Raw genomic sequence first — 26,335 nt, forward strand, 5'->3', positions numbered from 1 at the left:
ACATTCCCTCCTTATCTGAATTTCTCAATCGCCCATTCTATAAATCGATTCAAATAGGTTACGGCTTCTGCTCGTGTCACACACTCTTCTGGCTCAAATTTACCATCCTCGTAAAGAGGGAACACATAGCAGCCATCCATATATCTCTCATCTAGCGTTGCTGCTACATCAGCCCCATACCAGCGTCTAATCCATTCATCCTTATCTGTAATTGGTCGCTTCGGCGATGGATTATGCTGATAGCTGTGGTCCGTAAATCGATTATATAGATTTGCTCGCATTCTAGAGATCAAAGTGAAAAACTCCGATCTGCGCAATCTGGTAGATGGGAAAAACCTGTCATTGTATTTAACACAAGGAGATTCTACAATAACCGTTTCTACTGTATAACGAACCGCTCCCTTGCCGTAATAGTTGTATCCGATCTTAGCCGGGAAGCCATCGTACTTCGCAGGTAAATATACTCTTCCTTTATGAACGACAAATATATCCCGCTTGAAGCCGATAGCTTGTGTAATTTTTTTATCTGGATCTTCCCCTGCTTTCACTTCAACAAGCCTCTTCTTCAGTTTTACTCCTAGAACGGTACACGTCTCTGTACGGTATTTTAAGTTTGCTTGATAGTTAGCTTTATGCTTCAAATCAGCGTGAGGAGCTACATCTTGTGAACAACCTGTATCCGGTCTTTTCACACAACCCTCTTGTCTATAGGCGACTTTTCCATAAGCGATGCACACGACTTCCATTCCTGCAGACAATGGAGCAGATAGAATGACTTTTCCATCCTGAACCTCTTCTGGAACTACATCAATACCATTTATACACACATACATCGGATTATCAGCATGGTACTTATAATTAGGAATGAGAAACTCTTTTTGATTTTCTACCGTGATAAATCTCTTAACGATTCTTTCATATCCTCTTTCAAACATGTTGTAGCTAATGCCATCTACGATTGAATAGTTTTCCGTTTCATCTGTAAACAACCTGTCTATCTCCAGTACATCCCGATAAAACCAATCAAGCGGGTCAACATCAATCCAACGTTTCATCTTACTGCCCCCTCAATATTTTCTCTATATGTCGATACGTCCTCATCAAAAAGGAAACTCCTTCAGCTCGAACAAGCGCATCATCTGGTCGAAAGTTTGCAATGGCTTCCCCGTCCGAATAGTTGGTAGAAATCAAGCCTCTCTGCTCCATTTCGTTGATATATCCTTTTGCCCAATGATTATCTATATCAATAAATTGCGTGCGATATCGATATTCGAACTCTTGTTTACGTATAAGAGTCAGCCCAATCGAAACGATATATTTCGTCTCCATTTCAGCTGTAGAAACATTGGGTTCTCCTGTAACAATACCAACGTAAATCGTTCCTTTTTCATCGTAATACTTATGAGACGCTCCTATAAATTGCAGCCAATCTGCATACTCTTTTTTTGAATAGAACAATAGGGTTAATGTCGCACTGTAGTGAGAAGTACCATGTTGGACGAGTCCTGCTGAGGAAGCAATCGTTTGGTTCACGCTTGATTTCAACACAGGTGTTGGCGGTTTATATTCCGTAATGATCTTCGCCTTTACTTCCGTATAGCGAAGCCCGTTGTCATAAAACAATTTCTTCTTGTACACATGATCTTCTGAAAAAAACATATTTTGCTGGGTCATCTTTCAACCTCCTTATATAAAATTGCCCCACCTTATTATAAGGAGGGGCAATCGAAAACTAATATTTGCGACGGTAATTGCTTGGATTCATTAACATTTGATTGCGCCAGCCGCCTACACGACCGTTGGCCAACCCTTGTCCGAGCTGAGAACCAATCGTATGCAGCTGTGATTGCGTGACTCCATTTGTTACATTAGGAAGCGTAATATGGACTGAAACATCGCCCATTCCGAGCGTCGTAGATTGATGGGTTCCACCTCGCGTTAAATACTCATACCGAGACATTGGCGTAACGCCATCCGGTAAATTGAATGTACCAGCAGTCCCCTTCACTTCATCATAAATACCGAGCTGCGTCTGATACATCAGCTTCGTCAAATCACGTATTTCTTGCTGAATTTTCTCCGCTTCTTCCGCTTGAGCACCCGGCAATTTTTTACGCCAGATATCAATCAGCTCCTTTGTCTCCCTTACTTCTGTCTTGGCGTTCGCGATCTTTTTGTTTCTAACTACAGGAGACGAGTCATCTGGATTGCCCATGCGCACTTTAAGTGCCAGCAGCTCATTCTCTCGATCCGAGCTTCGCTCGTTCAGCTTTTCTCTAGGTATACCGATAGCAGCCAGCTTATACTCTTTTAACTTCATTTTTTCGGAGTCAATGGCGTTCTGCTGCGTTAGAATTTGATTTTTCAACTCTTCCGATTGATCGCCAGTAGCCTGAATACCTTTCAGTCTTCCAAGCTCGTCCCTCATCTGTTGAATGCGACCTTTCGTAATACCTTCCATCGCATCTAGATAAGCTTGTGAACCTGTATCCATCGTATAAGCTGCAGCTAGTTCTTTAGCTTGCGCAAGCAGATCAATACGTTGAAAATTACGTTGGGATTTACTCATGCTATTTTGGATATTAGTTTGTGCTTCGTTATTTCTCTCAGGTATAATAGCTGCATCCCTTGCAGATATGATCTTTTCACCTAATTTTGTATAACTGTTTAAATATTTCTGAGCATCCTGATGATCTTGAGAATCAGCAGGAACACTCTTAATCATCTCTTCCATTTTTGTTCTATATTTATTAATTTCACTAAGCTTTTCGTTGTAAACATTTTCTATTTTATCTATTTGAGTCTTTCTCAACTCTGCATAATCTACAGAATCTGTTGCCATTCCGCCAGCAATTGCTTCTGAGAGTGCAATATTATGTTTGCTCTTTAATGAATTCACTTCCGACTGGATGCCAGACATTGTCTCCTCGGTATCAAAATTAGCAAACTTGAGTTTACCCGCTGATCTTTCTTCCTCATAGGCTTGCTTTCCAATTTCTTGTAACGTTCTATTATCCAAGGATTTATTCTGGTTAGCTTTATAGTCTTCTATTGCAATTTCCTGCCTACTTTTCTGTACCGCTTCTGTTTGTCCTGTATCGTTAGCCCACTGAGCAACTAATTCTTCAGGATTAATATTATTATTTCTAAAATACACTGATAAATCTAAGAACGGGTTTACTTCATGTCCCTTGGATTTTAAATATTCCCTCAATTCACTTTCCATTTGCATAATCTGAGGATACCCAAGATACTGGGCATCAGTACCAATAAAGTTTCCACCCAAGAAATTCCCACCCGTAGCAAGAGTATGAGAAATTTCCCTTACCATGAGAAAATCAAGAACGTCAATTTCCTTTCTCTCTTGTAAGTGATTTGCAAACTTGGTTTTTAGCATCTCCGTATCGTCAAGTGTATTGAGCTTTTTTTGGTTATCCGTTAACGTATATTCTTCAGCAAGATTTTTAGTGATTTCACCTAGAGCCATTACACCAATAATTTCAGCCGCCAAACCAGCAATACCTTTGGCTAACCCCATTATGGACATACCCGTTCCTTTTACCAAATTCGGAATATCAGTCAAGAACTTTGTAAATCCATTCTTTAATTTATCGGTCCTTGATATTTCATCATTCATACCTCGTACTGCATGTGATAAACTCACAAAAGTAGGACTCGATTCTCTACTTGATTTGTCTGCATCATTCATTGCTTTATCATACTCATCTAATGCTCTCGAGAGTTCACCTAGAGTGTTAATTGCTGGTGAACCATTACGATTCATCTCTCCAAGGTGCTTTTCAAACCCATCGAATTCACTCTGTGTCATTCTAGACATTCTATCTGACACACTAGCAAATTCGGTGTTTGCTCGATACCCTTCAAAATCTGCACTACTATTCACCATATGCCCAATATTACCCATCAATGAAGCGTTCAGCATCTGGGGAGCCACAGTGGAGGTACTTAATCGATTGTTATAAGCTTTGAATTTATTGTATTTCTCGTCACTAGACAACTCTTTACGCTCTTCCCAAGACTTAGATTCTTCCATGGCAGAAAATAAGGTAGGAAGGTCTTTAATATTTATTTGCTTCTCAGCAACATACTTTCTAAAATGATCTTGCTGCTGCTGCGACATCCCATGCAATTCTTGAATATATCGGTCAACTTCAGGTAATTTCTGATATCTTCCAATTTCTTTTGGAGTCAATGCTCTAACTCCATTATCAATTAAATGACCAGTCTCACCTGTCCCAAAGGCTTTTACAGTATCTTGTAATGTTGTACGCCTGCGAAGTATTTCTGCATTTCCATTTATACTAGTAACGCCTCCTCTCATTCCCTTCCATACCAACATACCTAACAGTGCAGTAGATAGAACGTTAGCTAATTTAGCAAACAATTGTGCATTTTCAGAAATATAATTAGACATATTTAACAACGCATAAGATACCGTATTAATCGCTGGAGTCAGCTCTTGAATAACAGAATCAAGCGCAATCGTCCACCCTTGAGAGGCTCTATTTACATTAACTAGCGGATTATCAAGAGATTCTGTGATCATTTTTACGTATTCTGTTTCTTTAAAGCTTTCCAGTTTCTTTTCGAAATCTATCGCTCTATCCAAATAAATGTGCATATTGCCAACTTCTTTGTTGGTCATAGGCGTACCATCTTTAGAGGATTTTGTTCCAAAAATAGCTTGATTATAATCCCTAACTTTATCAGGGTCTTTTTCGTTGGCCATCTTTTTTACATAATCACTTAGTACGTCCTTTGCTTCTCGTTCTACTTCTTTATTATTGATCTTATCATTAACTTTTCTATTAATTTCTAACTCTTCTAGCTTCTTAGCTGCATTTGGAGACATGATTTTATCAAGAATTTTAAAGTAGGAGCCGTAATCTGCAGGCGGCTTCTCATTAGCGTGAAGTGCTGTACCTTGGAATACTAATGCTGATCGAAAATCTAGATTATCTATAGCCCCTCTATCGCTTGTGGGTGTAACAGCAGCTAACATAGCCTCAATTCCTATATCTGTCCCTTTGTTCATAGCAGCTACGGGAATCACTACTTCATCCCTTATTTTAGCCATATCAATACCATACTGCTCTTTGATATTCTCTAGATGATTTGCAACTTTTAAAGGATCAGCACCTGGATCAAGCACCTTAAGCTCAGCTACCAATTGAATGAACTCTTTCATCTCAGCCTCGGTATTCAGCATTGTTGTACTGAGACCAGCTACTTGATAAAGTTGATGATAGTCGGTACCGTAATACGTCGATTGCTGGCGAACAAAAGATTGCAGGTTTGACAACATCGCTTGCACCTTAGTCATGTCCGGACCCTTTGTCGGATCTTTTACATCTTTAAGATTATCTGACTTCGTCATCAGATTTTGCATCATCTTAATTTGTTCGAGCTGCACGACCTTAAACGTCTCCGTTGCCTGATAAAGAATGTTCATTGGGACATTTGATAAGGATCCAGCAAGTGCATTTCTTAATGAAGATTCAAGAGCTTCTTTAAATTGTCCTAGTTGAGTTTTAGCCGCTGCTGCTGCATCATTACCCGAATGAATTGTATTTACTTGATTGCTGTTTCCAACAGTATCCTGCCTGCCGACTCCATTAGTTGCTATATAGTTGCCGTTCAATCGTCCCGGTGTAGTCCGTATCTCAGCAATGTCTTGCAGTAAAGACTGGACTTGGACGTTAAGCTGCTCTCTGATTTTCTCTACTAATTTGTTGTTAATACGATTAATTTGATTAGCGATATGAACTTTAAGCCTCGGTGATAACCTAACCTCGACTTCAGAAATATGCCTTACAATCTCTGTTACCTCATCTTGAATACTTGTATTAAGTTTTTTGTCTAACACTTTAGATACGCGTTCAAATTCTGATTTCAATTGATAACTACGTATCGAGCCTGAGTCAATAGAGCCAAGCTGCTGCAAGTCTTTAACAGATGATCCGAGTTCTTTGGCAATGATTCGCTTCATCTCTCTACTAATTTGATCGAGAGGAATTTCTGCTTTTCCCTTCATAACACCATTGATGCCAGCTACCGTCTTAGTGATGTATTCGTGTAGACTTTCTTCTATTTCTTTAGGAATAAGCTTCAATTTATTACTTATTTCATTACCGTCCAGTTTGCCTGCATCACCTACATCTACTGATAAAGCTGCCAACAACCTGGATTTTATTGTCCCCATTGCTTTCTGCAAATCTTCATTCGTTATTTTAAGCTCAGATACTTCGGCGATGTCAGGTCTTTGAATCTTGGTAATGATCGCCTGCTTAATTTGCTTTACAATTTCCGTTATCGTGCTTTTCTCAATCTCTAATTCAATTCCATTCAGACCACCTGGGCGAATAAGATTACTACCGTTGAGAGAGGTCATCAATCCCTCTACCTGATTCTGAATCACATTCGCACATTGTTTGATCAGTTTGTTTATTGATTCATCATCAATCTCGATTCGCTGACCGTTCGCATAGTTGGGATTTACTTCGACATTCATGTTTCGTACAATTTTTTTCAATTCTACGTTCAATGCCATTTCTAATTTAGCAAGCAACTGCTGCATAGATTCTTTATCAATTTTAATAGACTTATCTCCTGATCCAGCTAGAGCGATCCCCTTTTGAGAGATTCCGGCATTGATTTCACGATCTAACTGCTGTTGAAGATTAGTACCTCCACCCTTGTTCATTTGTGTAAACAAAGCACTCATGGAAGAACGCAATGCATTAACACGTTGGTCCAAGCGTCCAAATCGATCATCAAGAGACTCCATCTCTTGACCAAAGCGAGTCATATTATCAATGGACTTTTGAAATTCTAAAATAATATCCGTTTGGATCTGATTCACGGTCTCACCGCCTCCATAAAATATAAAACCCCTGCCCCTCCAACACAGGAGCAGACAGGAGTTCGTATTCGTTACAAAATACTAGAAAGCCAATTCATATCTTCCTCAGTTGCTACTTGATAATCATCCTTGTTGGAACTACTCGACGAACTGCTAGACTCTGATCCTGTACCTGAAACAGCTCCTCCGAACAATCCTCCTAAGGACATACTGGAAACTTTGATCGTAAATTCAATATGCTCATGACACTGCTCTAAATAGTAACCTAGCTGAGGAAGCGTAAGTTGCCACACTCGGGTTTTATCTAGATTGCAATAATGCGCCAACTTGAAGAAGACATTCGCCCAATCTACCGGCGGCTTATTATCATATTCTTCTTCCTCTTCTTCAGTGGTTACAGTGACTTTTTTAAGCCGTTCAAACCAATCATGCTATCGATTATCTTCTTCGCCGTATCCAAGTCTACGTATTCTTCCAAATGACTTGCTGTTATTTCTTTGTAGTACGGCTTGAATGCCATAAGCAAGACATCCATAAGTTCATGGAATCGATCTTCGCCATCATCTCCATCAGGAATGAGATTCGCGATGATGACCCCAGAATCGATTGAGTTCAATTTCTTCATTAATTGGCGTGCATCTTTAAGTCCGAGCGGTGGAATGGAATACGTCTTGCCGTCACGAAGGCGTACTTTCTCATCTTCTTCAAAAAATACTTTTTCACGCACATCTGCTTCTTCTTGAGATAGCATCTGCTTAGGTGTCTCCGTATCTTTCGATTGCTCAGTCTGATCTTGCTTGACCTTCGCTTCATTTCCTTCTGTACCAGCAGCTCTTGGAATAGCTAGTTCTCGTTCACTCATTGATTACATCCCCCAATTATTAATTCCCCCCCAAGCAAAGTACCTTGCAAAGTGACAGCAAGCTGGGGGAGTATATTCTCACTGCCACTTCGATCTCATTCTAAGGAGAGCGAATATGTTTTTAACCATTGTTATGAAATAAGCCCCTCCGAAGAGGGGCCTTTGATTAGCACTTGATACCAGCGCTTTCAATTTCATAACGTTTAATGCTGCCAAGACGGTTATCTATACGCTCCGGATCGATAACAGTCAATGTTACACTGTGTGTGGATGCTGTTTGACGTTGAGCATCTAGCGTGAAGTTGGACTTCACTCGGCATTGGTACAACTCCACTTGATAGCCTTGAATGCTGCCGTCCTTCTGCTCGAACTGACCATCATGGACAACATGTACCGTCAATGGCATATCTTTTGTCGTAATATCAAGGATATCCACAACTTCATTACGCTTGTAGTTAACGTAGACAGATACATCTTTAAGTGCAGAGTTGAATTTCAACTTGCCACCAACAACGATATACTGCTCTTCGTTTGGTGTGCCTGTAGCAATACGTTTAAGAAGCTTATTACCTTTGATCGTACGAACAGAAATTTGAGGGTCTTTGTGCATGGAGGAGCCAAATACAAGATCCACTTCAAAGTCTGTGCCGTTTTGCTGTACCGCATGTTTCTCTTCCAATACCCATACAAAGCCATCCTCATCCTGGCTTACACCCGCAGCACCAATTGCGTATACGATAACAACTGTTCGGCCAGCAAGTGCCGCATCAAAAGCAGCATTATCACCAGTCACCACAACTTCTGTAGATAGGTCACGACCACCTACAACACCTTCAAATGCCTTAGGAGCTGGAGTGGTTAGAGGTGTATGAGCCAATTTATGTTGGAACGGTGCAACACCTGGTACGACTACGGATTCTTCAATCATCTTATAGGCCGCGCCAGATACACCTTCCCGAAGCTTAGCTCCCAACATAAGGCGAACGAGATTCAAATCAAACTTTGCATCCTCTGCTGTAATGTCGATCGTTTTCTTACGAAGCAAAGAGTCCAATGCTACAGAGCTGTCTCCACCCTCGATATCCTGCATATCAAGCTGAACATCCAGACGCATGTTATTCAACGTTCCGATTGTGATCAGATCATCACAGTTCGGAATTTTCGCCATAAACTTACCTGCACCTTTAATAATCATTTTCTTATTTTTCGTTGTTGCCATTTAGATAGCCTCCCTTAGCCATTTTCATCAATCCCAATTGTGAGACCGATTTGAGTAAAGTACTTGTACGTGTTTGCAAGATCTGTGTCATCCTCGGCACTCGTGATGTACTGGCCTTTGAACACACTGCCCTGCTTCAAACCCAAAAACTTGTCATCAAACAAGCTTACGACTCGATCTGCTATATTTGTCGCCAACTCCACATTACCTTGGGTATAGATATCAAAGTCCACGATAAATCTATATTCAAGATAGTTGTCGCCTCTAGAGCCTGGATTTTTGTAAAAAGATAGAATCGGAAAATGCTCGACAGCGAGCTTTTCAGGCTTCTTTCTTTTTTGAATCTTCAATTGCCAGTCTGCAGGAGTTGACTGCTGTGATAGCCCCAACATAGCCTGAATCTCAGAGTCATTACGAAGGGTCTGCTCAATACAAGCGTAGATAGCGGAAATATTTATTTTCCCCACTCCATCACATCCTCTTCGTCATGTCTCGTAGTTTAATATAAGAACCAGGTGGTACTTTCTTAACAGCAGCGCGTACAGCATCGTAGAACATTAAAATACTTTCAAGCATTACTCTTCTAAACCAAAACTGAGCCAGTATTTCTTCACCAAATGGCTTGGTCTGATTCTGCTTGGTAGATTGCCTCGCTCTCCCTAATGGAGCAGCATAAGCTTCACGATCTACCCACGATCCTGAAGATCTTACATAGACATCACGACCTTTACGTGCCATGTTCCAGTCGTCTCTACCTAAGGAACCAGCCAATTGATAAGTAGAAGAGTTCTTCATTTGCTTCGAACCATATTCATAATAAACAACGAGAAAGCTAGGTTCGTCCTTGCTCACTTCTCCACCTGCACCAAAGCTTGCAACGAACCGCGTAGCACTTTCAACAATTGAGCTTCGAATAGACTCCTGCATGATTGTTCTATACTTCGCATCTGTTTTGCGCAACTGCAGTGTATCAAAGCTGTTATTTAGGTTTTGTAAAATGATAGGTTCCATCAGAAGTAACTGTACGGTAATCGCCTTTTGCACCTCTCGCATGTACTGCTTCTGATCGAATTGTATAAACCGCCCCATCGTCTTATTTGACCTCTAAAATAGATACAACCGGCTCACTCCCGGTCGCGAAGAAAAGTTTTGCAACCCCATTAAAGATACGCTGTTCTTTAAAGAGCAACCGCTGCTGTTCATTTCCAATTTCGACGTTCGGCGCATCACTTACATACACATCGCCAAATCCTAGATTCTCGACAACAACTGCTGCATCTGCATGAAAAATGCTATAGATAAGCTGTGAATGACTTAACAATTGATGTGTCGTCTCTCGCACAACTTCGCTAGGCTGCACAATTGCAGAGGTTTTTTCTTTCTTTTTACGAGCTGCCATTTCCCCTTCTCCCTTCGCTTTAACTTTCAATCAATAGCGTTCATCTCTATGAAACGAAGTAACGCTGGAGCTATTATAAGCAGGGAGTATAGCATTTTTAACAAATGCTTTTTACATGCGTAGAATAAAAGAGTTACCGATTCTTTTTCATACACGGCCTGCAATTTGCTATTGTTCGAGGCATAGCAGCCATTCTCTTATTAGATGCTTCTAGCTCAGCTGGATAGACTAAGTAACCGTAATCATTTATAACTTTTTGAGTAAGTTCACCAATACAAGTGAGGCAGATAACTGACTCCCCGGGCAGGCCTTCCACTTCGAAGTTCTCCTTGGCTTTCTTCGTTACATACCTAAACCCGCATCTCACACATTTCATTGCGTCAATCATTCATATCCCACCTAATCTCTTCACTTGGATTTTTACTGTGATAATCCTAGCAAACGCGCCCTTAGCTCTCGTTTTTTATTATGTTGTGCACATGTTCTACAATCATAAATCCCCATATATCTATCCAATAATTCCTGATAGGATACATTCGTACTTGCAGCTAAACAATGAATGCATTGCCCCGTTTCGGCACGATAGACGGCTGCTAATGCCCTTGCTTGCTTTGTTATGTATTTCCCACATATACATTTCATAAAGATCACCTCATCTTGAATATAGGGAATGTACGGCGCACCGGAACAAAAAATACGAACCATACGATTTTTTCGAGAAAAATACATCACATATATAAATAGTTGTTACTTAAATAGAATAAAGACATAAAAAAAGATCGCCTATACCGATATAAGCGATCTTCTTTCACTATTGTTTTATCAACTATATTTGACATTAAAAAGCCACTTCCTCAAGAAATACCCGAAGTTCTTCCATGTTATGAAGTAGCACGGTCACTGGCAACTCGTTATCAAGATAACTGGTAAACACAACTAAAAAACCATTTTTTACATTTTTATCCTCATAATTATCAATCATTACAATGCCACGACTACACTTAAAAGATAGTCCCATAAAACATACGCTATTCCCATACTGCTCATTCATTTTGAAAATAAGCTCATCCAGCATTATGTTTACCTCCTATTCCTACATTCCTAGCTCAATATAAGAACAAAAGATGAGAAATTAACATTTGCAGGAATAAAAACGAAGTTAACGAACTATTATTAGGATTTGTCAATCGACCCACTTATTAATTAGCTAGGACATACTTCTATTGCAAAGCTTTATTTAAACGAGTTACCTGATAATTCACATATGCCTCGTATTTCTTTATATCTTTCGTTAATTTATCTCGTTCCGCTTCAACCACACGAAGACGCTCTTCCAGATTGAATTGCAGTACTTCGATTTCTTGTTCATAGCGTTTAATTTGGTTGGACATCTCATCAAATTGCTGCTGCTGCGCATTGTATTTTCGATACATCTCTAAAAACAACTGCATCGCATCATGCATTACATATTCTCCACAAGCTTGCTTGTCCTTTTCCGTTGAATCCAACGATTTCCCCTGACTTACAAATGATGGATTGACTGCTCGGCCTGCTTTAAGCGTATCTAGACTTGCCAACACATAGTTATACAAAGAACCTTCTTCACGCTGTACCGACTGAGACAAACTACGGTCGCTATCCGGCATACGTTTCGCAACAAATTGTTGAATAGGATTCAGATCGTATTCAGACACGTTCTTTTCAACGAATTGTTGAATCACTTGTGATAGGGTTGCATCATACTGCATTTCTCCAAATGATTGACTATTCAGTTCCAATGTTTTTTTATTCAATCTCAGCTCCATAGACAAAATCCTCCCCGCTCCCGATGTACTTCTCGATGCATTTGCATAGTAACTGAAATTTTTATTTGTTGTATGGTCTCCCAAACGATGTAAACAGACCTCCTCCAAGGCTGCTTACTTTTTAAAACCTACTAAATCCCTTGCTTCATTTATAAAATTTTGAAAAAGTTATATGGATAACTCGATAGGTATCTACTTGAAAATAGAAATTAATAGGTTGACACTCGCTCTATCCATTTGAGATACACTATAAGTTAAATCAAAAAGTGTGACTTTTGTCCTATTAATCAATATCTTATTACCCATTTATTAATGTTATCATGAACTTTCAAATATGTAATGTTTATTTTTGTATTTTTTTAATTTTTCTTTCGTTATATTTAACCATCAACGCTTGATTGCCATGAAGAGCAAACGATATGATAAACATAATTTCAATTAATAGATGAAGGAGGCTTTCACCTTGACCCATTTGACGAAGCACCTCTGGATCAACGGACAATGGAAAGAAACGAAAGCGTACTATGAACTTCATGCACCCTATGATCAAAAGTTAATTGCCAAGGTAGCTAAAGCGACTCCCTCACATGTGAAGGAAGCAATGGATGGCGCACATACTGCTGCATCTATAATGCGGGCAATGCCTGCCTTTGAGCGTGCGGGCATTTTAGCGAAAGTCGCGCTGCTGCTGCAAGACCGCAGAGAAGAACTGGCGAAGCTATGCGCCACAGAAGCTGGCAAGCCTATACGCGCAGCGCGTGCGGAAATTGATCGCACAGTTACGACATATCAGTTCGCCGCCGAGGAAGCGAAGCGCATCTACGGCGAGACGATTCCGATGGATGCAGCGCCTGGCGGCAGCAATCGGCTTGGCATGACGTGGCGCGAGCCGCTCGGGATTGTTGTGGCGATTACGCCATTCAATTTCCCGTTCAATCTTGTCGCGCATAAGCTTGGCCCTGCTTTTGCGGCAGGCAATACAGTGGTGCTTAAGCCTGCCAATCAGACTCCGCTCAGCGCGCTCGCTATCGCGGAGCTGTTTCACGAAGCGGGCCTGCCTGCTGGTGCATTGCAAGTACTCACTGGTAGCGGCCGTGAGCTAAGTGATGAGCTGCTGCGTGATGAACGAGTGCGCAAAGTGACCTTTACAGGCAGCCCCGAGGTAGGCAAGGCAATTAAAGCAAAAGCTGGCTTGCGCAAAGTTACGCTTGAACTTGGTTCCAATTCGGCCCTCATTGTAGAGCCTGATACGAACATCCCTAACCTTATCGAGCGTTGTGTCGAAGGGGCCTTTTCTTATGCAGGGCAAGTTTGCATTTCACTTCAACGCATCTATGTGCACGAGCAGGTATATGAGGCGTTCTGCGAGCTATTTATTACGCAAACAGCGAAGCTTCGTGTCGGGAATCCACTAGAGGAGCAAACAGATATTAGCGCGATGATACATGCTGATGAATTAGAGCGCATCGAAGCGTGGGTACAGGAAGCGGTTGCTCAAGGCGCTCGAATCGGTTATGGCGGTCAGCGGGACGGTTCGACATGGGAACCAACCGTTCTGCTCAATGTTACCCCAGATATGAATGTATCCTGCAAGGAGACATTTGCTCCAGTTGTATCGATTGTGAAGTACCGTGATCTGGATGAAGCCATAGCGCTGACCAACAACTCAGCCTTTGGACTTAATATCGGTATTTATACGAACAATATCGACCGTGCTTTCTATGCAGCAAGAGCATTAGAGGCGGGCGCTGTTATTATTAACGACATCCCTACCTTTAGGCTGGATCATATGCCTTATGGCGGTGTCAAGGATAGTGGTTATGGTCGGGAAGGCGTAAAATACGCGGTCGAGGAAATGACTGAGCTTAAATTTGTCTCTATTCGTCTAAACACGTAGACCACTTTTACATCAATGCGGAGATAGGGAGGAAACACGAAGTATGGCTTCCAAACCTGATAATTATAAGCTCAACACGACCGGAACAATTAAAAACCAAGACAAGAACAAACTCAAAAATAAAGTTAAGGGTAGTACTCAGCATAAACGCACAGTGCCAAAGCTACCTCAGGTGCTTGATTGCCTGCCCGCTTCTGACCTATGGCTGGACGATGAGCAAACACACTCTTATGCACTTTATCAAGACGGGATCATTGAACACCAGAACGCTACCAGCGTTTCTTTTGATAAGGTCATTTTTCAAAATGTGACGTTCCGTGATGTGTCACTGCCCAAGCTTGAGCTGACAGATGTTCGCTTCGATAACTGCGACTTATCCAATGTTGACTTTAACGGTGTCATCGCCCATCGCGTCGAATTCCGCAATTGCAAGTTGATGGGTATCGACTTATTAAGCTCTACGCTGCGCCATCTATCTTTTCAACGATGTTTAGGCGACTATGCTACCTTTCGTTTCGCCAACATCAAGCATACCGAATTCATTGAGAGTTCTCTCGTGAAGTCAGATTTCTACCACTGCGTATTATCTGATATTTATTTCCGGGAAACAAATATCGATCAGTCCCAGTTTTCTAGCACCAGATTAGAAGGAATTGATATTAGCGGCTGTCACTTCTATAACTTAGGCGTCACCTTGGAAGATTTAAAGGGGTGCGTCATCTCTCCTGCACAAGCGATAGCACTCTCGAAAATATTTGGCTTACTTATTAAAGAATAAGCCTATAAACATAAAAAACGGCAGCCCTTCCCCTTCTAATTAGGGAACGAGCTGCCGTTCTAAAACTTATCATTCGGTAATTGTAATTCGCTTCGTGTTACTCCACTTCTCATCATCAATCCACTGAGGACGGACAACAGGCAGATCTTTCAATGGTGGTTTTACAAGTAATTCCATAGGTATTACTATAATCGTTTCAATAGGTTCGTCGGCGTTAAACGGCTGCGGCAGCTTCACACAAGTCTGTACTGTCACACAAGTCTGCAAAGGCCAACTTACCAGACCTTTCTTATCCTTTGCTCTTACTTGTAAGCGGTACGACTTGCCTGGAGTCAGCCCAACCGACCACGTATAGGAATTAATATTTCCTGCAACCGTTACAGAAGCTAAGGCCCCACTCCGCTCCACGATTTCATAAGACTCAATGCCGTCCAAGTCAATTGCACTCGGCCACGAAAGGGTAAATGAATGGTACGTTACATCGCTCACGGACAACTGTGCTCCAACAGGCCATGTAGGAGCTACCTTATCATCGTCACGAATGGTAATTTCCAACTGACGATGAGTACCTAACGTAGCACCCCGAGTTGGGGATTTCAGCTTCACTTTAAACAAACGCTCCTGATCCGACTTGTCATTATTAAGTAGTGGAATCAAAACAGTCTTCTCCGTTTCTCCGTCTACGAATGTCAACGTGCCCGTCGAAGCCACATAATCTACCCCAGCCAGCCCAGTTCCGTCTTCCGTTCCATATACAACACTTGTGACTCCACTGCGATCACCGACACGTTTCACTTTCACTTGTGCATAGCCCGAATGCTCCCACACTTGCTGTGAAGCATGATTGAACTGTAAGCTTCCAGACACGAGAAGATTATCATAGATCGTTATGCCTCCTCTATCTTGATACCTGTTCGCAAGATCGTCTTTTCCGTCGCCATTGAAGTCACCAATTAAATATTGCGAAAGGAACCAGAACATGTCGCCATCATACGATCCTTGTAGTTGGAAGCCACCGCTCCCGTCATTCACAACTGCTTCTACCCCTAGCCAATAAACAAACACGAAGTCTTTATAGTTATCACCATTCAAATCGGCAAGATGAATCTCTCGTATCCACTCTGCCGTGGGAATACGATGAGTTCCATTGAAAATTCCTTGCGCGTCACCATGATAAACGACAACTTCTTGCTGCGTATTAGATCCATGAAATACCACAAGATCCGTATAGCCATCACCATTAAAATCTGCTGCCTGCGGGTGCCATGCATGTTCAATAACTTTCAGCTTCTCAAACGTTCGGTTTCCGTTGTTTTTGTACACATGCAATTTCATATTTTGTTCTGTTCCCTCATAAGCAGCGATATCTAAGTGACCATCACCATTCCAATCTCCACTTAATAAACGGTAAGCAGTGTGAGTCAACGGTTGTCTCATTACTTCAGTAAACGTGTAATTCCCGCTGCCTTGTAAAATTATGAGTTGATTACCACTTTCATAAGCAATATCGTTAATCCCATCCTTTGTGAAATCACCGACTTGATAGTCATAATGCGACCCTAGATGGATTTGTGCTACTTGCTCATAGCCACCATGCGCATTCTCGCTGGTGACACAAATTCCACCACCTCCTGGTCCCAACCACTCTTCTTTCCCATCCTGATTCAAATCAACACGATATCGAACTTGCCCACAGCCTTCTATCGGTAGTCTACCATGTAACTGCCACGTATTATCAGACAGAAGCTTGACAACATTGGCTCGTCCCGATCCATCACGCACGATAAATTCATCAAAGCCATCACCATTGCCGTCCCCCTTATACAGGACGTGTTTTCCCGCCGGCAAATCCCTAAAGCTCACACTATTTTTCTGATAAGAAGAAATAACGGGCGCTTCACCTACCTTCGGCAGCGTTACATACCCGGACAAAGCTTTGCTTCGTTCGCCGGTGGCATTTTTCGCGGTTACCTGAACCTGATAGGTTTTCCCTGGTGTAAGCCCAGTCAACGTCTGACTATAAACGTCCTTCGTCACCGTAACAGGAGTAAACGCTTGATTCGTTTCCTTAATCTCATACGATTCAATTCCTGCATGGTCTTGAGCTTTTGGCCAAGCTACAGTCATCGAGTATGGTGTAGCATCTGCAATATCCACAACTGCACCAGTTGGCCAATGTGGAACGGATGGATTAGATCTAATATGGATATCCATTTTCCGATTGTGGCCTAACGCGACACCACTGGTCGGGTATTTTAATCGAACCGAAAATGTACGAGCGCCTTCAAAGCCACCTATTGTTGTTATTGGCACCGTTATCGTTTTAACAGTTTCGCCGTCGTGAAATGTTAAAAAGCCTGCTGTTCTCTTATAATCAGTTCCAGCCTTAGCTGTTCCATCCTGAGTATCGTAATCCACAACGGTGTAACCAGAACTCCCTCCTGTACGGTGTACTTCCACTTGCACCGTATCTGCATGCGAAGCTGCTTCTTGTTCTGTTTGCTTAAAATGCACCTCTCCGGTCACAGGGACGTTTATCGCTACTCTTAACGCATTATAATGATAGCTAGGATAGGAAACCGCGTCCTCTCTTCCATCTCCATTAAAGTCCACCTTTTGATCAGGTAAGACAATGTCGTTCATTTCTTCAGGCATGCTGAACTTCCCTTTTCGATTCCATAATACATATCTAAAATAAGTATCCCAATCGTCGTAGAGAATGAGTTCAGGAAACCCGTCCGCATTCACATCCGTAGTGAGCATTTTATAACCCTGGGTGACAAAATCAATCTCGGATTTGCGAGTAAATTGCGTTCCTTCGTCACCATAGTGAACTTCAATTTTCCCACCTCTACCAATAATGTCTGTAAATCCGTCTTGATTGACGTCTGCAACTTCAAAGCCACTTCCCAACGCAAGTGTCTTTGCCTGTGTGAATCCTAACTGTCCGTTCCCATTAAATAAAATAATTGGTTGCTGGTATAACTGATACGCGAAATCCAAATGCCCATCCTTATTCCAATCGCCTGTCCTAACATTAGCGTGGCGGTACAGTGCATCCGACTGATGGGTATAGCTGCCTACTTCCGTATACGTTAAATTTGCTGATCCACGTAGGAAGTGTACCTTTGTCGAGGTAACAAGAATGATATCCTTTACTCCGTCCTTATCAAAATCAGCAATGGCCTGTTCCAAATAGGGGGCTAGCGGAATTGTACTTTTCAATTCATAGGAGCCTGCTGTATTGCGGCCGAATATTTCGACCTGAGATGAGCCAAATGCCAGTACCTCACCAAATTGGTCGCCATCCAAATCTTCAATATGTACTCGCTCTAAGGTTGAATCTGCTTGCTTGGCCGCTATCGGTTGACGAGTAAGTGTACCATCTGAAGCGATAAAATAAAGGACAAGTAAATACTTATCTGTTATCACGGCAAGATCGGCGTTTCCTTCGTTGTTCAAATTCCCAACATAGTTATGGCGTGTGTGATCACTAAGTGTAAACTCATTCCACCTGTAGTTGCTGTTTCTTTTATTGTCCACTGGTGGAGCTGCCTGTGCAACGAACGAAGTAGGAAACATAGAAACAACCAACAATACAGTAAGCATTCGCGCAATACTCTGTTTAACAGAAATACCCCATTTGATTTTCATACAAAATTCTCCTCTACCAGATTAGTAAAAGCGTCTGCATGACAAGGATGGTTTGATGTTCATTTGTGTAGGAAGTGTGGCGTAGTACGGTAATTCATGTCGAATACGAGGGAGTGACAATGGAGTAGTACACCTGCAATAAAGGTTCTATTTTGCAAAAATGAAGAAATATGTCTATCTGTCTGTATCGTAGCACATTTATGAGCCCAAACAACTGATCTGGCAAAACTAGTGAAATTGTTACAGCAACCTCCATTTTCTCTACCGTTTCGAGCTTGCCTCTCCTATTTGCACAAAAAAAAGAAGCCTGCTCCATTACAGAAGCAAGGCTGTCTCTATTCATGATACGTTTATGAAATTACGCGATCTATTCCGTACCGCTAAACTCAGTCTTTCATCGCCTAGCCACTGAGGAAGTACGTATGGAAGATCGATCAAAGACGGCTCAATAGGTAGTTCACTTGGTAATTCTATCGGCACATCAATGGGTTCTGTAGAATGTAACAGCTTCGGCAGCTTCACGCAAGTCTGCACAGTCACACATGTCTGAAGCGGCCAACTAGTCAGTCCCTTCTTGTCCCTCGCCCTTACTTGCAGCCGATACGACTTGCCTGGGGTCAACCCTGATGACCACGTATAAGCATTTACATGCCCAGCCACACTCACAGGAGCTAACGCTCCATCTCGCTCTACAATTTCATAAGATGCGATGCCATCCAAGTCAATTGCGTTCGGCCATGTTATCGTAAAGGAACGATACGTTACATCGCTTACAGTCAGCTTCGCACTAACAGGCCATGTAGGTGAAATATTGACGTCCTTAGTAATGTTTACTTCTAACTCATGATGTTGTCCTAGCTTGGCACCGCGAGTTGGTGATTCCAGCTTCACTTTAAACGTCCGATTTGCATGCGACGTGCTGTTCTTGATTAGTGGAATCTTCACCGTTTTCTCCGTCTCACCATCTGCAAATCTCAGTGTTCCCGTAGAGGCAGCGTAATCTACACCTGCCAAAGCGGTTCCATCTTCCGTTCCGTAAACAACACTCGTAACTCCGTGACGATCACCTACGCGTTTCACCTTCACTTGTACGAACTCCGCTGTCTCTTGAACATTTTGTGAAGCATTGCTGAACTGCAAAGATCCCGAAGTCAACATGTTATCGTACAAAGTGAACCCGCTATAATCTTCTCGCCTGTAACCAATATCATCTTTGCCATCGCCATTGAAGTCACCCATTAAATAACGAGAACCTAGCCACATCATCTCATCATATAGTCCTTGCGGTTGGAAAGTGCCCTTCCCTTGATTCACAACTGCTTCTACTCCAGAAAAATAGACGAGCACGAAATCTTTATTGGAATCATTGTTCAAATCTGCCAGATGAATTTCATACACTCCATACGGAGGAGTGTAACGATAAGGCGTATTATCAAAGGATCCCTGCGCATCTCCATAATAAACAAACACATCTGATCCCCAATGAGAAGTAACGATGTCATCATACCCGTCCCCATTGAAGTCTGCTGCTTGAGGGGTTGTCGGGTTGTAAATTTCTTTTATTTTCTCAAACGTGTTATTCCCTTTATTTTTGTACAGATGCAAATGCCCATCATAAGCAGCTACATCCGTCAAACCATCACCGTTCCAATCCCCCGTTAACAACTTCACCCCGTGATGAGAAAGTTGTTGTCTGGACAGTTCTGTATACTTATAATCACCCGTGCCTTTAAGAATGATTAGCTTCGCATTTTGATTCATGTACACGATATCGACAATGCCATCATTGGTGAAGTCAGCGACCTTATAGTCGTAGTGTGGCTCCAGCAACACTTCAGCTGCTTGTTCATAATCTAAAGTCGCACCTTCGCCTATAATGCGGATACCTGTTCCACTTGGGGCTAGCCACTCTTCTTTGCGATCCCCATTCAAATCAGCACGATAATTGACTTCTCCCCATTGTCCAGTAGGCAGTTTTCCGTTGAACAGCCACGCCTGATTGGAAATGGGTTTCATCATCATCGTGACAGCAGAGTCATACACAATCAATTCATCGACCCCATCGCCGTTACTATCGACTGCATTCATATTGTACTGCCTTGGAAGATTATTGAAATTAACGGCATTCACTCGAAAAGATGGATCGGTCGGTACGGTGTTGTGAATCGGAATCGTAATATGTCCCGCCAACGTCTGACTTAGCTTGTCGTTCACATTTTTCGCAGTCACTTGAATCTGATACGTTTTCCCAGGTACAAGACCCGAATTCCAGGTGTAGCTGTACACATCATTTGTAACGGAAATAGGGGCAAACGCTTGATTTTTTTCACTAATTTCATAAGCTTTAACGCCCGCGCCATCTCTTGCTTGCGGCCAAGCGACGGTCATTGAACTTGATGTAACATCCGAAATATCTACAACTGCTCCATTTGGCCACTGCGGAACAGAAGAATTGGAACGAATATGAACCGTAAGCGTCCGATTAGATCCTAGATCAACGCCGTTAGTTGGATTCTTCAATCGAATCGAAAATGTTCGCGAGCCATTAATCTGATCCACAGATGTAATTGGAACAGTCAACGTTTTAACCGTCTCACCATGGTTGAACTCCAAAATGCCTACTGTCCTCGTGTAATCCGTGCCAGCCTTAGCCGTACCCTCATTCGTTTCATATTCGACTACCGAACGCCCCGAGCTTCCTCCTGCACGCTGAACCTGTACTTGAATGAATTTCTGATGTGCATCTACTTCCTGTTCAGTCTGACTAAACTGAATTTGGCCAGAAAAATCTCCGTTTCGCTTAATGATGATTTCATTCGTATTAAAGTCCTGATTCGAAATAAAATCTTCTTTTCCATCTCGATCAAAGTCCAACTTTTGCTCAATATAAGACGGATTGACGAAAAAGACAATTTGTTCAGGGAAGCTGTACGTCCCTTCACGATTCCAAATAACGTACGAAATATAATCCATAGAATCATAGAGTACGAGCTCAGGATAACGATCCCCATTTACATCCGTGCTATAAATTCCATAGCCTCCTTCAGCAAACCCAATCGGAGACTTGCGAGCGAACTGCCCCCCAGCATCACCATAATGCACGGCATAGTTTCTTTGATAGCCCACACGATTGTAGCCGATGATGTCGGTATATCCATCCTGATTCATATCATCCACTACAAAGGAATCAATATCTAAATCCTTTACGTAGCTAAATCCTAACTGTCCATTCCCTTTAAACAAAATAGCGTGCTGTTCATACAACTGATAGACGAAATCGATATGGCCATCTTTGTTCCAGTCACCAGTTTGTATGTCTGCGATGGCATGCAAAGCTGCTGTTTTATGTGTGTAGCTGCCTACTTCCTGATAGGTGAGATTCGTTGTTCCTCGTAAAAAATGTAGTTTCGTAGACGACACAATAATAAGATCTTGAATACCGTCTTTATTAAAATCAGCTATCGCCTGATCTGAATAAGATGCTATCGGGATCGTGCTTTTTAATACATAGGAGTTAGATGCAGTGTCCCTACCAAAAATCTCAATTTTAGTGCTGCCAAATACCAACACTTCTCCAAACTGATCTCCGTTTAAATCAGCAATATGTAGTCGCTTTACGTTTGGGTCAGCTTGTTTAGCAGTCACCTGCTGGCGTGTAAGCGTTCCATCTGACGATACGTAGTATAAGACGAGCAAATCATCTGCCGTGATGACAGCCAAATCTGCATGTCCCGTATTGTCTAGATTACCTGCAACTTGACTGTAAACTCGATCGTTCAATTTAAGCGCTCTCCAATCGTAATAATTACCGCTCCATGACTTGTCGATAACCGTGGCCGCTTCAACAACATAAGAAGTTGGAAATAAGGATACAAACATGAAGACGGCAAGAGCTACTGCCAGATGGCGCCGAGCAGCGATTAACCATTTCCTTTGCATGCAGAATTCTCCTTTACTTATTTGATACATTGCTGATCCGACGACGGTTGTAAATAACATTTTAGTATGTAAAGCACAAGAGAATAATAGCTTTCGTCAGTATAGTAGCATATAAGAAGTCTCAAATTAGGATATTGGCAAAACTAGTGAAAATGTTACAACGAACCTCTTTTTCTCTATCTTTTCGCACCTGTACCTGTGTGTCGTACCACTAGTTTAAACACAGAAAAAGGCACCTCGCTCCCATACTGCTACTAGGAACAAGATACCTTGATAATAGATATTTATTTTATTGCATTAGTGTATTGTATTTATGCCCTTACCCTTATGATTGCCTGTCTGAGATACAGGAGTTAGATACGGGATTTGTATGGTAGCTGTCAACGATGCGGTACTTACTACTCCCTTCTTATCTCGTGCGCGCAATAGGAACGTATACGTTCTCCCTGCTATTAACCCGCTATTCCAAGTATAGGAATACTTATCACCTGATACGGTTACCGTATCTAACGCTGCATTTGACTCCACAATTTCATATGTCGAAATGCCATCCACATCCAGCGCTGCTGGCCACGAGAGGGTCAACGTTTGATAGGTAGCTTCCGTTACACCAAGTACCGCGCCCTTACTCCAGCTTGGCGATAACCGATCATCAATATCATCACCGTCATGGATCGTAATAGCTACTTCCTGATGGTCACCTAATTGAGTACCACGAGTAGGCGCTTCAAGTTTAATGCTAAATGTTCGCTCCGCGTTTGCCTCTTCCTCTTGATCAATAATCGGAATGCTTATCGTCTTCTCTGTCTCACCATCGGCAAATAGAAGCGTGCCAGAAGATGCTACATAATCAATTCCAGCAGTTGCCGTGCCATTATGCGTACCATAGACGACACTCGTCACCCCAGAACGATGACCTGCTCGCTTCACTTTGACTTTTACATGGCCATCATCTTCTTCTACCGTGGTAGTCGGGTACTGGAATTGCAGTTGCCCATAAGCTTGCTCATTTATATAGGTTATATGCTGCTCCTGATACCCAGGATTGTAAATCGATATATCTGTCTTTCCATCACCTGAAAAATCACCAAATACGATGGTACTGGAGTATTTCAATTCTTTATTAAGCAGTTCCTCAGCGGCTTTGAATGAACCTTTCCTATCATTGAAACTAATCATAGGTTTCGAATACCGTGGCAGTAGCACAATGTCAACATAACCATCGTGATTCATATCTAGTAGTTCATATGGATCAAACAATCTCAGGCTTGGAGAGTTCTCGATACGTTTTGGCACGAAACCTTGTTCACTTCCATAGTAGATGACAAACCCCTGTTCGGAATGAGCGACAATATCATCATATCCGTCAGCATTCATATCGTTGGAACGACCAACTACTCGATAGCCAGGAAATTGGGTTACATATTCAAAATGACCATTATCATTTCCCTCATACACACTAATCTGATTCGAAATAATCGCCATATCTCGGACTCCATCTTTGTTCCAATCACCACTAATAATGCCTTCAATGGTGGAGCCCGCATTACGTACGCGGCTTAGCTCAGTAAAGGTATAGTTTTCTCCTCCCTTTAATAGAATGAGCTCATTATTATGGGTCACATATAAAATATCTGCGATGTTATCTTGTGTGAAGTCCGCTACATGGTATGCATGGTAGGCACGCATAGACTTAAGCGAAATATACGCTACATATCCAAACTTCCCATTCTTGTCTAATCCATTTACACACAAGCTTTGATTGGAGTTATTTGTAACTATCTCCTCTTTACCATCTCCATTCATATCTATACTTTTGCCCGCTTGCGAGTCACAAAAATTGGTTTCTGATTTGATTCGAAACCCCTCAGCAAAGTTCTTAATCAACATGCTTTGAGCAGGACTCGTAATAATAAGATCATCAATCCCGTTTCCATCCATATCTGCGGAACTGACTGCTCCTTGATCAACAGTCGTACCATGTATTAAAGGAGAGAAGGCTGGAGCTTTGATTGGATCATACCCTTCTTGTGGAACGGTAACAGACGCAGACAAGGGCAGACTAGCCACTCCTTTTTTCGTCTTAGCAGTAACCTCAAGTTTGTATTTCTTTCCCGCAACTAGCTTTGTTAGCCATGAATGACTGTACACATCTGCCGTTACACTGACTGGCTCAAGAGCCTGATTGGCTTCTTTAATCTCATATGAAACGATGCTGTCTCTTTCATTCGTCGCAGCCTTCGGCCATTCAACCGTTAAGCCTGACAAGCTAACATCTGCAATGGTAAGAGAGGCGTCCTTTGGCCATTTAGGTGCTGCACCTGCATGTGGAATTTCATTACCGTCATCATCAGCAATAAAAATATCCACCTTTGAAACTTGTCCTAGTCCAGCTCCACGAGTAGGGTTGCTAAGCTGCACCGAGAAACTACGCTTTTTATTATTGCGCTCATCGTTATCAATGAGTGGAATGGTCAGCCACTGTTCTATCACACCGTGAGGAAACTGGATAATACCATGAGAATGTATATAATCCACACCAGCCTTTGCCGTCCCATCAACCGTCATATATTCCGCGTACGCAAGGTTGTCGTTCCCATCCGTACGTGTCACTTTTACTCTCACGGCACCGCTATTCTCAATAACCGGAAGCTGCGAAACTGCAAATTGAATATAGCCATTAGCTACCGTATTAAAATAAAAGGTAACTTTATTTCTATACGAATCGTAGTAGTACGTATCTCTCTTTCCATCACCATTCAGATCAATGAAATTAGGTCTCAATGTGTAAGTAAAATTTTCACGCTCAGAAAAAGATTGTCCACCCTTGTTCCAAAGTAATTGCGTTTGTTTATATTCAGAATCATTCCAGTCTATAATAAGATCCGGATACCCATCACTATTCATATCTTCAGCGGTAACGGTATAAATTCCATCTATCCTGGTATTCATATAATTACGGAAAGTAGCGCTCGCATCGCCATAGAAAATACCAATGCTCCCTCCCGTCTGATCTCGCGCATCCGGCAATACATTTAATATGTCGTCGTAGCCATCTGCGTTCATATCCGCTACTTCAAAATCAAACCAATCATCATAGAAACTCGACACAGTTGCCACAAAATCAAAGCTCAAATTCCCATTATTTTTGTAGACATAAGTGTCTCTCCATTTTCCTATAAAAGCAAAATCTAGGTAATTATCATTATTCCAGTCACCGCTCTTAATAGAAGTCGCATCACCCCTAGGAATCGTACCTACTTCTAGATAAGATCCCCCTCTACTTCCTTGCATAACATGCATAGCCTTCGGAGTAGCTAATATCAAGTCAACAAAACTATCATTATTAAAGTCCCTTGCCAAATACTCTGTAACACCACCAATTAGAATTTGCTGTTTAAATGCGTATTTCCCCATCGAATTAACCCCGTAAATTTGAACCGTTTTTTGGTTAAACACTAACAATTCGGCCTGTTTATCACCTGTTAGCTCGACAATTTCAGCCTTGTGAGGGAGTAGACTTTCGTAAATGGGAACACACTCTTTTACAAATGTGCCATCTAACTTTGTTTTATACAGTACAAGCCTGCATTTGTCCGTAACGACAACGAAATCCCCGCCACCTTGATTGTCCAAATTCCCTGCGCTCAAATATCGTACCGATTCTGTCGGCACAAACTCCCCCGCTTTACTAAATAAATCGCTAGGCTCTTGCGAAGCTTGTGCCTGTGCAGCAGAAAATGGAGCAATCAAGCTTACAACCATAGCAATCGTTAGCAAAGCACAAAAAATACGACGAAAATGATACCTTCTCATGTTTAATTCCCCTTTATTTTTGTTTTTGTTACTTTTTTCTTGCCTATTACATGCGAGTTGAACAGAGAAGTTACGAGCTTACC

General features: G+C 41.9%; 16 protein-coding genes. 2 read left to right on the forward strand and 14 right to left on the reverse strand.

The window, feature by feature from the left end; translation table 11 throughout:
• Positions 1–11: 11 nt before the first annotated feature.
• The 11 genes from IFO66_RS11305 to IFO66_RS11360 form a co-directional block, all read right to left on the reverse strand.
• Positions 12–1,055, reverse strand: coding sequence for a hypothetical protein (locus tag IFO66_RS11305; protein WP_192025243.1), 1,044 nt, complete (start codon positions 1,053–1,055; stop codon positions 12–14).
• A 1-nt stretch (position 1,056) separates the two neighbouring features.
• Positions 1,057–1,674: an S-layer homology domain-containing protein gene (locus tag IFO66_RS11310; RefSeq protein ID WP_192025244.1), complete on the reverse strand. Its 618-nt coding sequence runs from the start codon at positions 1,672–1,674 to the stop codon at positions 1,057–1,059.
• Between the two features lie 58 nt (positions 1,675–1,732).
• Positions 1,733–6,883, reverse strand: a complete 5,151-nt coding sequence (locus IFO66_RS11315) for a hypothetical protein (protein ID WP_192025245.1) — start codon at positions 6,881–6,883, stop codon at positions 1,733–1,735.
• 71 nt (positions 6,884–6,954) lie between these two features.
• Positions 6,955–7,176: a hypothetical protein gene (locus IFO66_RS11320; protein ID WP_337912908.1), complete on the reverse strand. Its 222-nt coding sequence runs from the start codon at positions 7,174–7,176 to the stop codon at positions 6,955–6,957.
• 101 nt (positions 7,177–7,277) lie between these two features.
• Positions 7,278–7,745, reverse strand: a complete 468-nt coding sequence (locus IFO66_RS11325) for a DNA polymerase III subunit gamma/tau (RefSeq protein ID WP_192025247.1) — start codon at positions 7,743–7,745, stop codon at positions 7,278–7,280.
• Positions 7,746–7,911: 166 nt separating this feature from the next.
• A complete protein-coding gene (locus tag IFO66_RS11330) occupies positions 7,912–8,964 on the reverse strand; it encodes a hypothetical protein (protein WP_192025248.1) in 1,053 nt (350 codons plus the stop codon).
• A 14-nt stretch (positions 8,965–8,978) separates the two neighbouring features.
• Entirely contained in the window at positions 8,979–9,431 is a 453-nt protein-coding gene (locus IFO66_RS11335) for a hypothetical protein (RefSeq protein ID WP_192025249.1), read from the reverse strand.
• 4 nt (positions 9,432–9,435) lie between these two features.
• Positions 9,436–10,053, reverse strand: a complete 618-nt coding sequence (locus IFO66_RS11340; protein WP_192025250.1) for a hypothetical protein — start codon at positions 10,051–10,053, stop codon at positions 9,436–9,438.
• A gap of 4 nt (positions 10,054–10,057) precedes the next feature.
• On the reverse strand, positions 10,058–10,363 hold the full coding sequence (locus tag IFO66_RS11345; protein WP_192025251.1) for a hypothetical protein: 306 nt from the start codon (positions 10,361–10,363) through the stop codon (positions 10,058–10,060).
• Positions 10,364–11,201: 838 nt separating this feature from the next.
• On the reverse strand, positions 11,202–11,438 hold the full coding sequence (locus IFO66_RS11355) for a hypothetical protein (RefSeq protein WP_192025253.1): 237 nt from the start codon (positions 11,436–11,438) through the stop codon (positions 11,202–11,204).
• Positions 11,439–11,583: 145 nt separating this feature from the next.
• Positions 11,584–12,168: a hypothetical protein gene (locus IFO66_RS11360; RefSeq protein ID WP_192025254.1), complete on the reverse strand. Its 585-nt coding sequence runs from the start codon at positions 12,166–12,168 to the stop codon at positions 11,584–11,586.
• A gap of 463 nt (positions 12,169–12,631) precedes the next feature.
• Here IFO66_RS11360 and IFO66_RS11365 point away from each other — a divergent pair, with 463 nt between their 5' ends.
• Together IFO66_RS11365 and IFO66_RS11370 are read left to right on the forward strand one after the other, a co-directional pair.
• Positions 12,632–14,065 (forward strand): aldehyde dehydrogenase family protein, encoded by a 1,434-nt coding sequence (locus IFO66_RS11365; protein WP_225445679.1) that lies wholly within the window; start codon positions 12,632–12,634, stop codon positions 14,063–14,065.
• A 43-nt stretch (positions 14,066–14,108) separates the two neighbouring features.
• Positions 14,109–14,843, forward strand: coding sequence for a pentapeptide repeat-containing protein (locus IFO66_RS11370; protein ID WP_192025256.1), 735 nt, complete (start codon positions 14,109–14,111; stop codon positions 14,841–14,843).
• Between the two features lie 69 nt (positions 14,844–14,912).
• Here IFO66_RS11370 and IFO66_RS11375 read toward each other — a convergent pair whose 3' ends face one another.
• From IFO66_RS11375 to IFO66_RS11385, 3 genes are all read right to left on the reverse strand, one after another.
• Complete coding sequence (locus IFO66_RS11375; protein WP_192025257.1) at positions 14,913–18,497, reverse strand: FG-GAP-like repeat-containing protein; 3,585 nt, start codon at positions 18,495–18,497, stop codon at positions 14,913–14,915.
• A 339-nt stretch (positions 18,498–18,836) separates the two neighbouring features.
• The gene (locus IFO66_RS11380; protein WP_192025258.1) at positions 18,837–22,436 is read right to left on the reverse strand and encodes an FG-GAP-like repeat-containing protein; all 3,600 of its coding nucleotides are present in this window, start codon (positions 22,434–22,436) and stop codon (positions 18,837–18,839) included.
• 297 nt (positions 22,437–22,733) lie between these two features.
• Positions 22,734–26,252 (reverse strand): FG-GAP-like repeat-containing protein, encoded by a 3,519-nt coding sequence (locus IFO66_RS11385; RefSeq protein ID WP_192025259.1) that lies wholly within the window; start codon positions 26,250–26,252, stop codon positions 22,734–22,736.
• Positions 26,253–26,335: the final 83 nt, after the last annotated feature.

It is taken from the genome of Paenibacillus arenosi (assembly GCF_014841135.1).
Lineage (GTDB): Bacteria > Bacillota > Bacilli > Paenibacillales > Paenibacillaceae > Paenibacillus_B > Paenibacillus_B arenosi.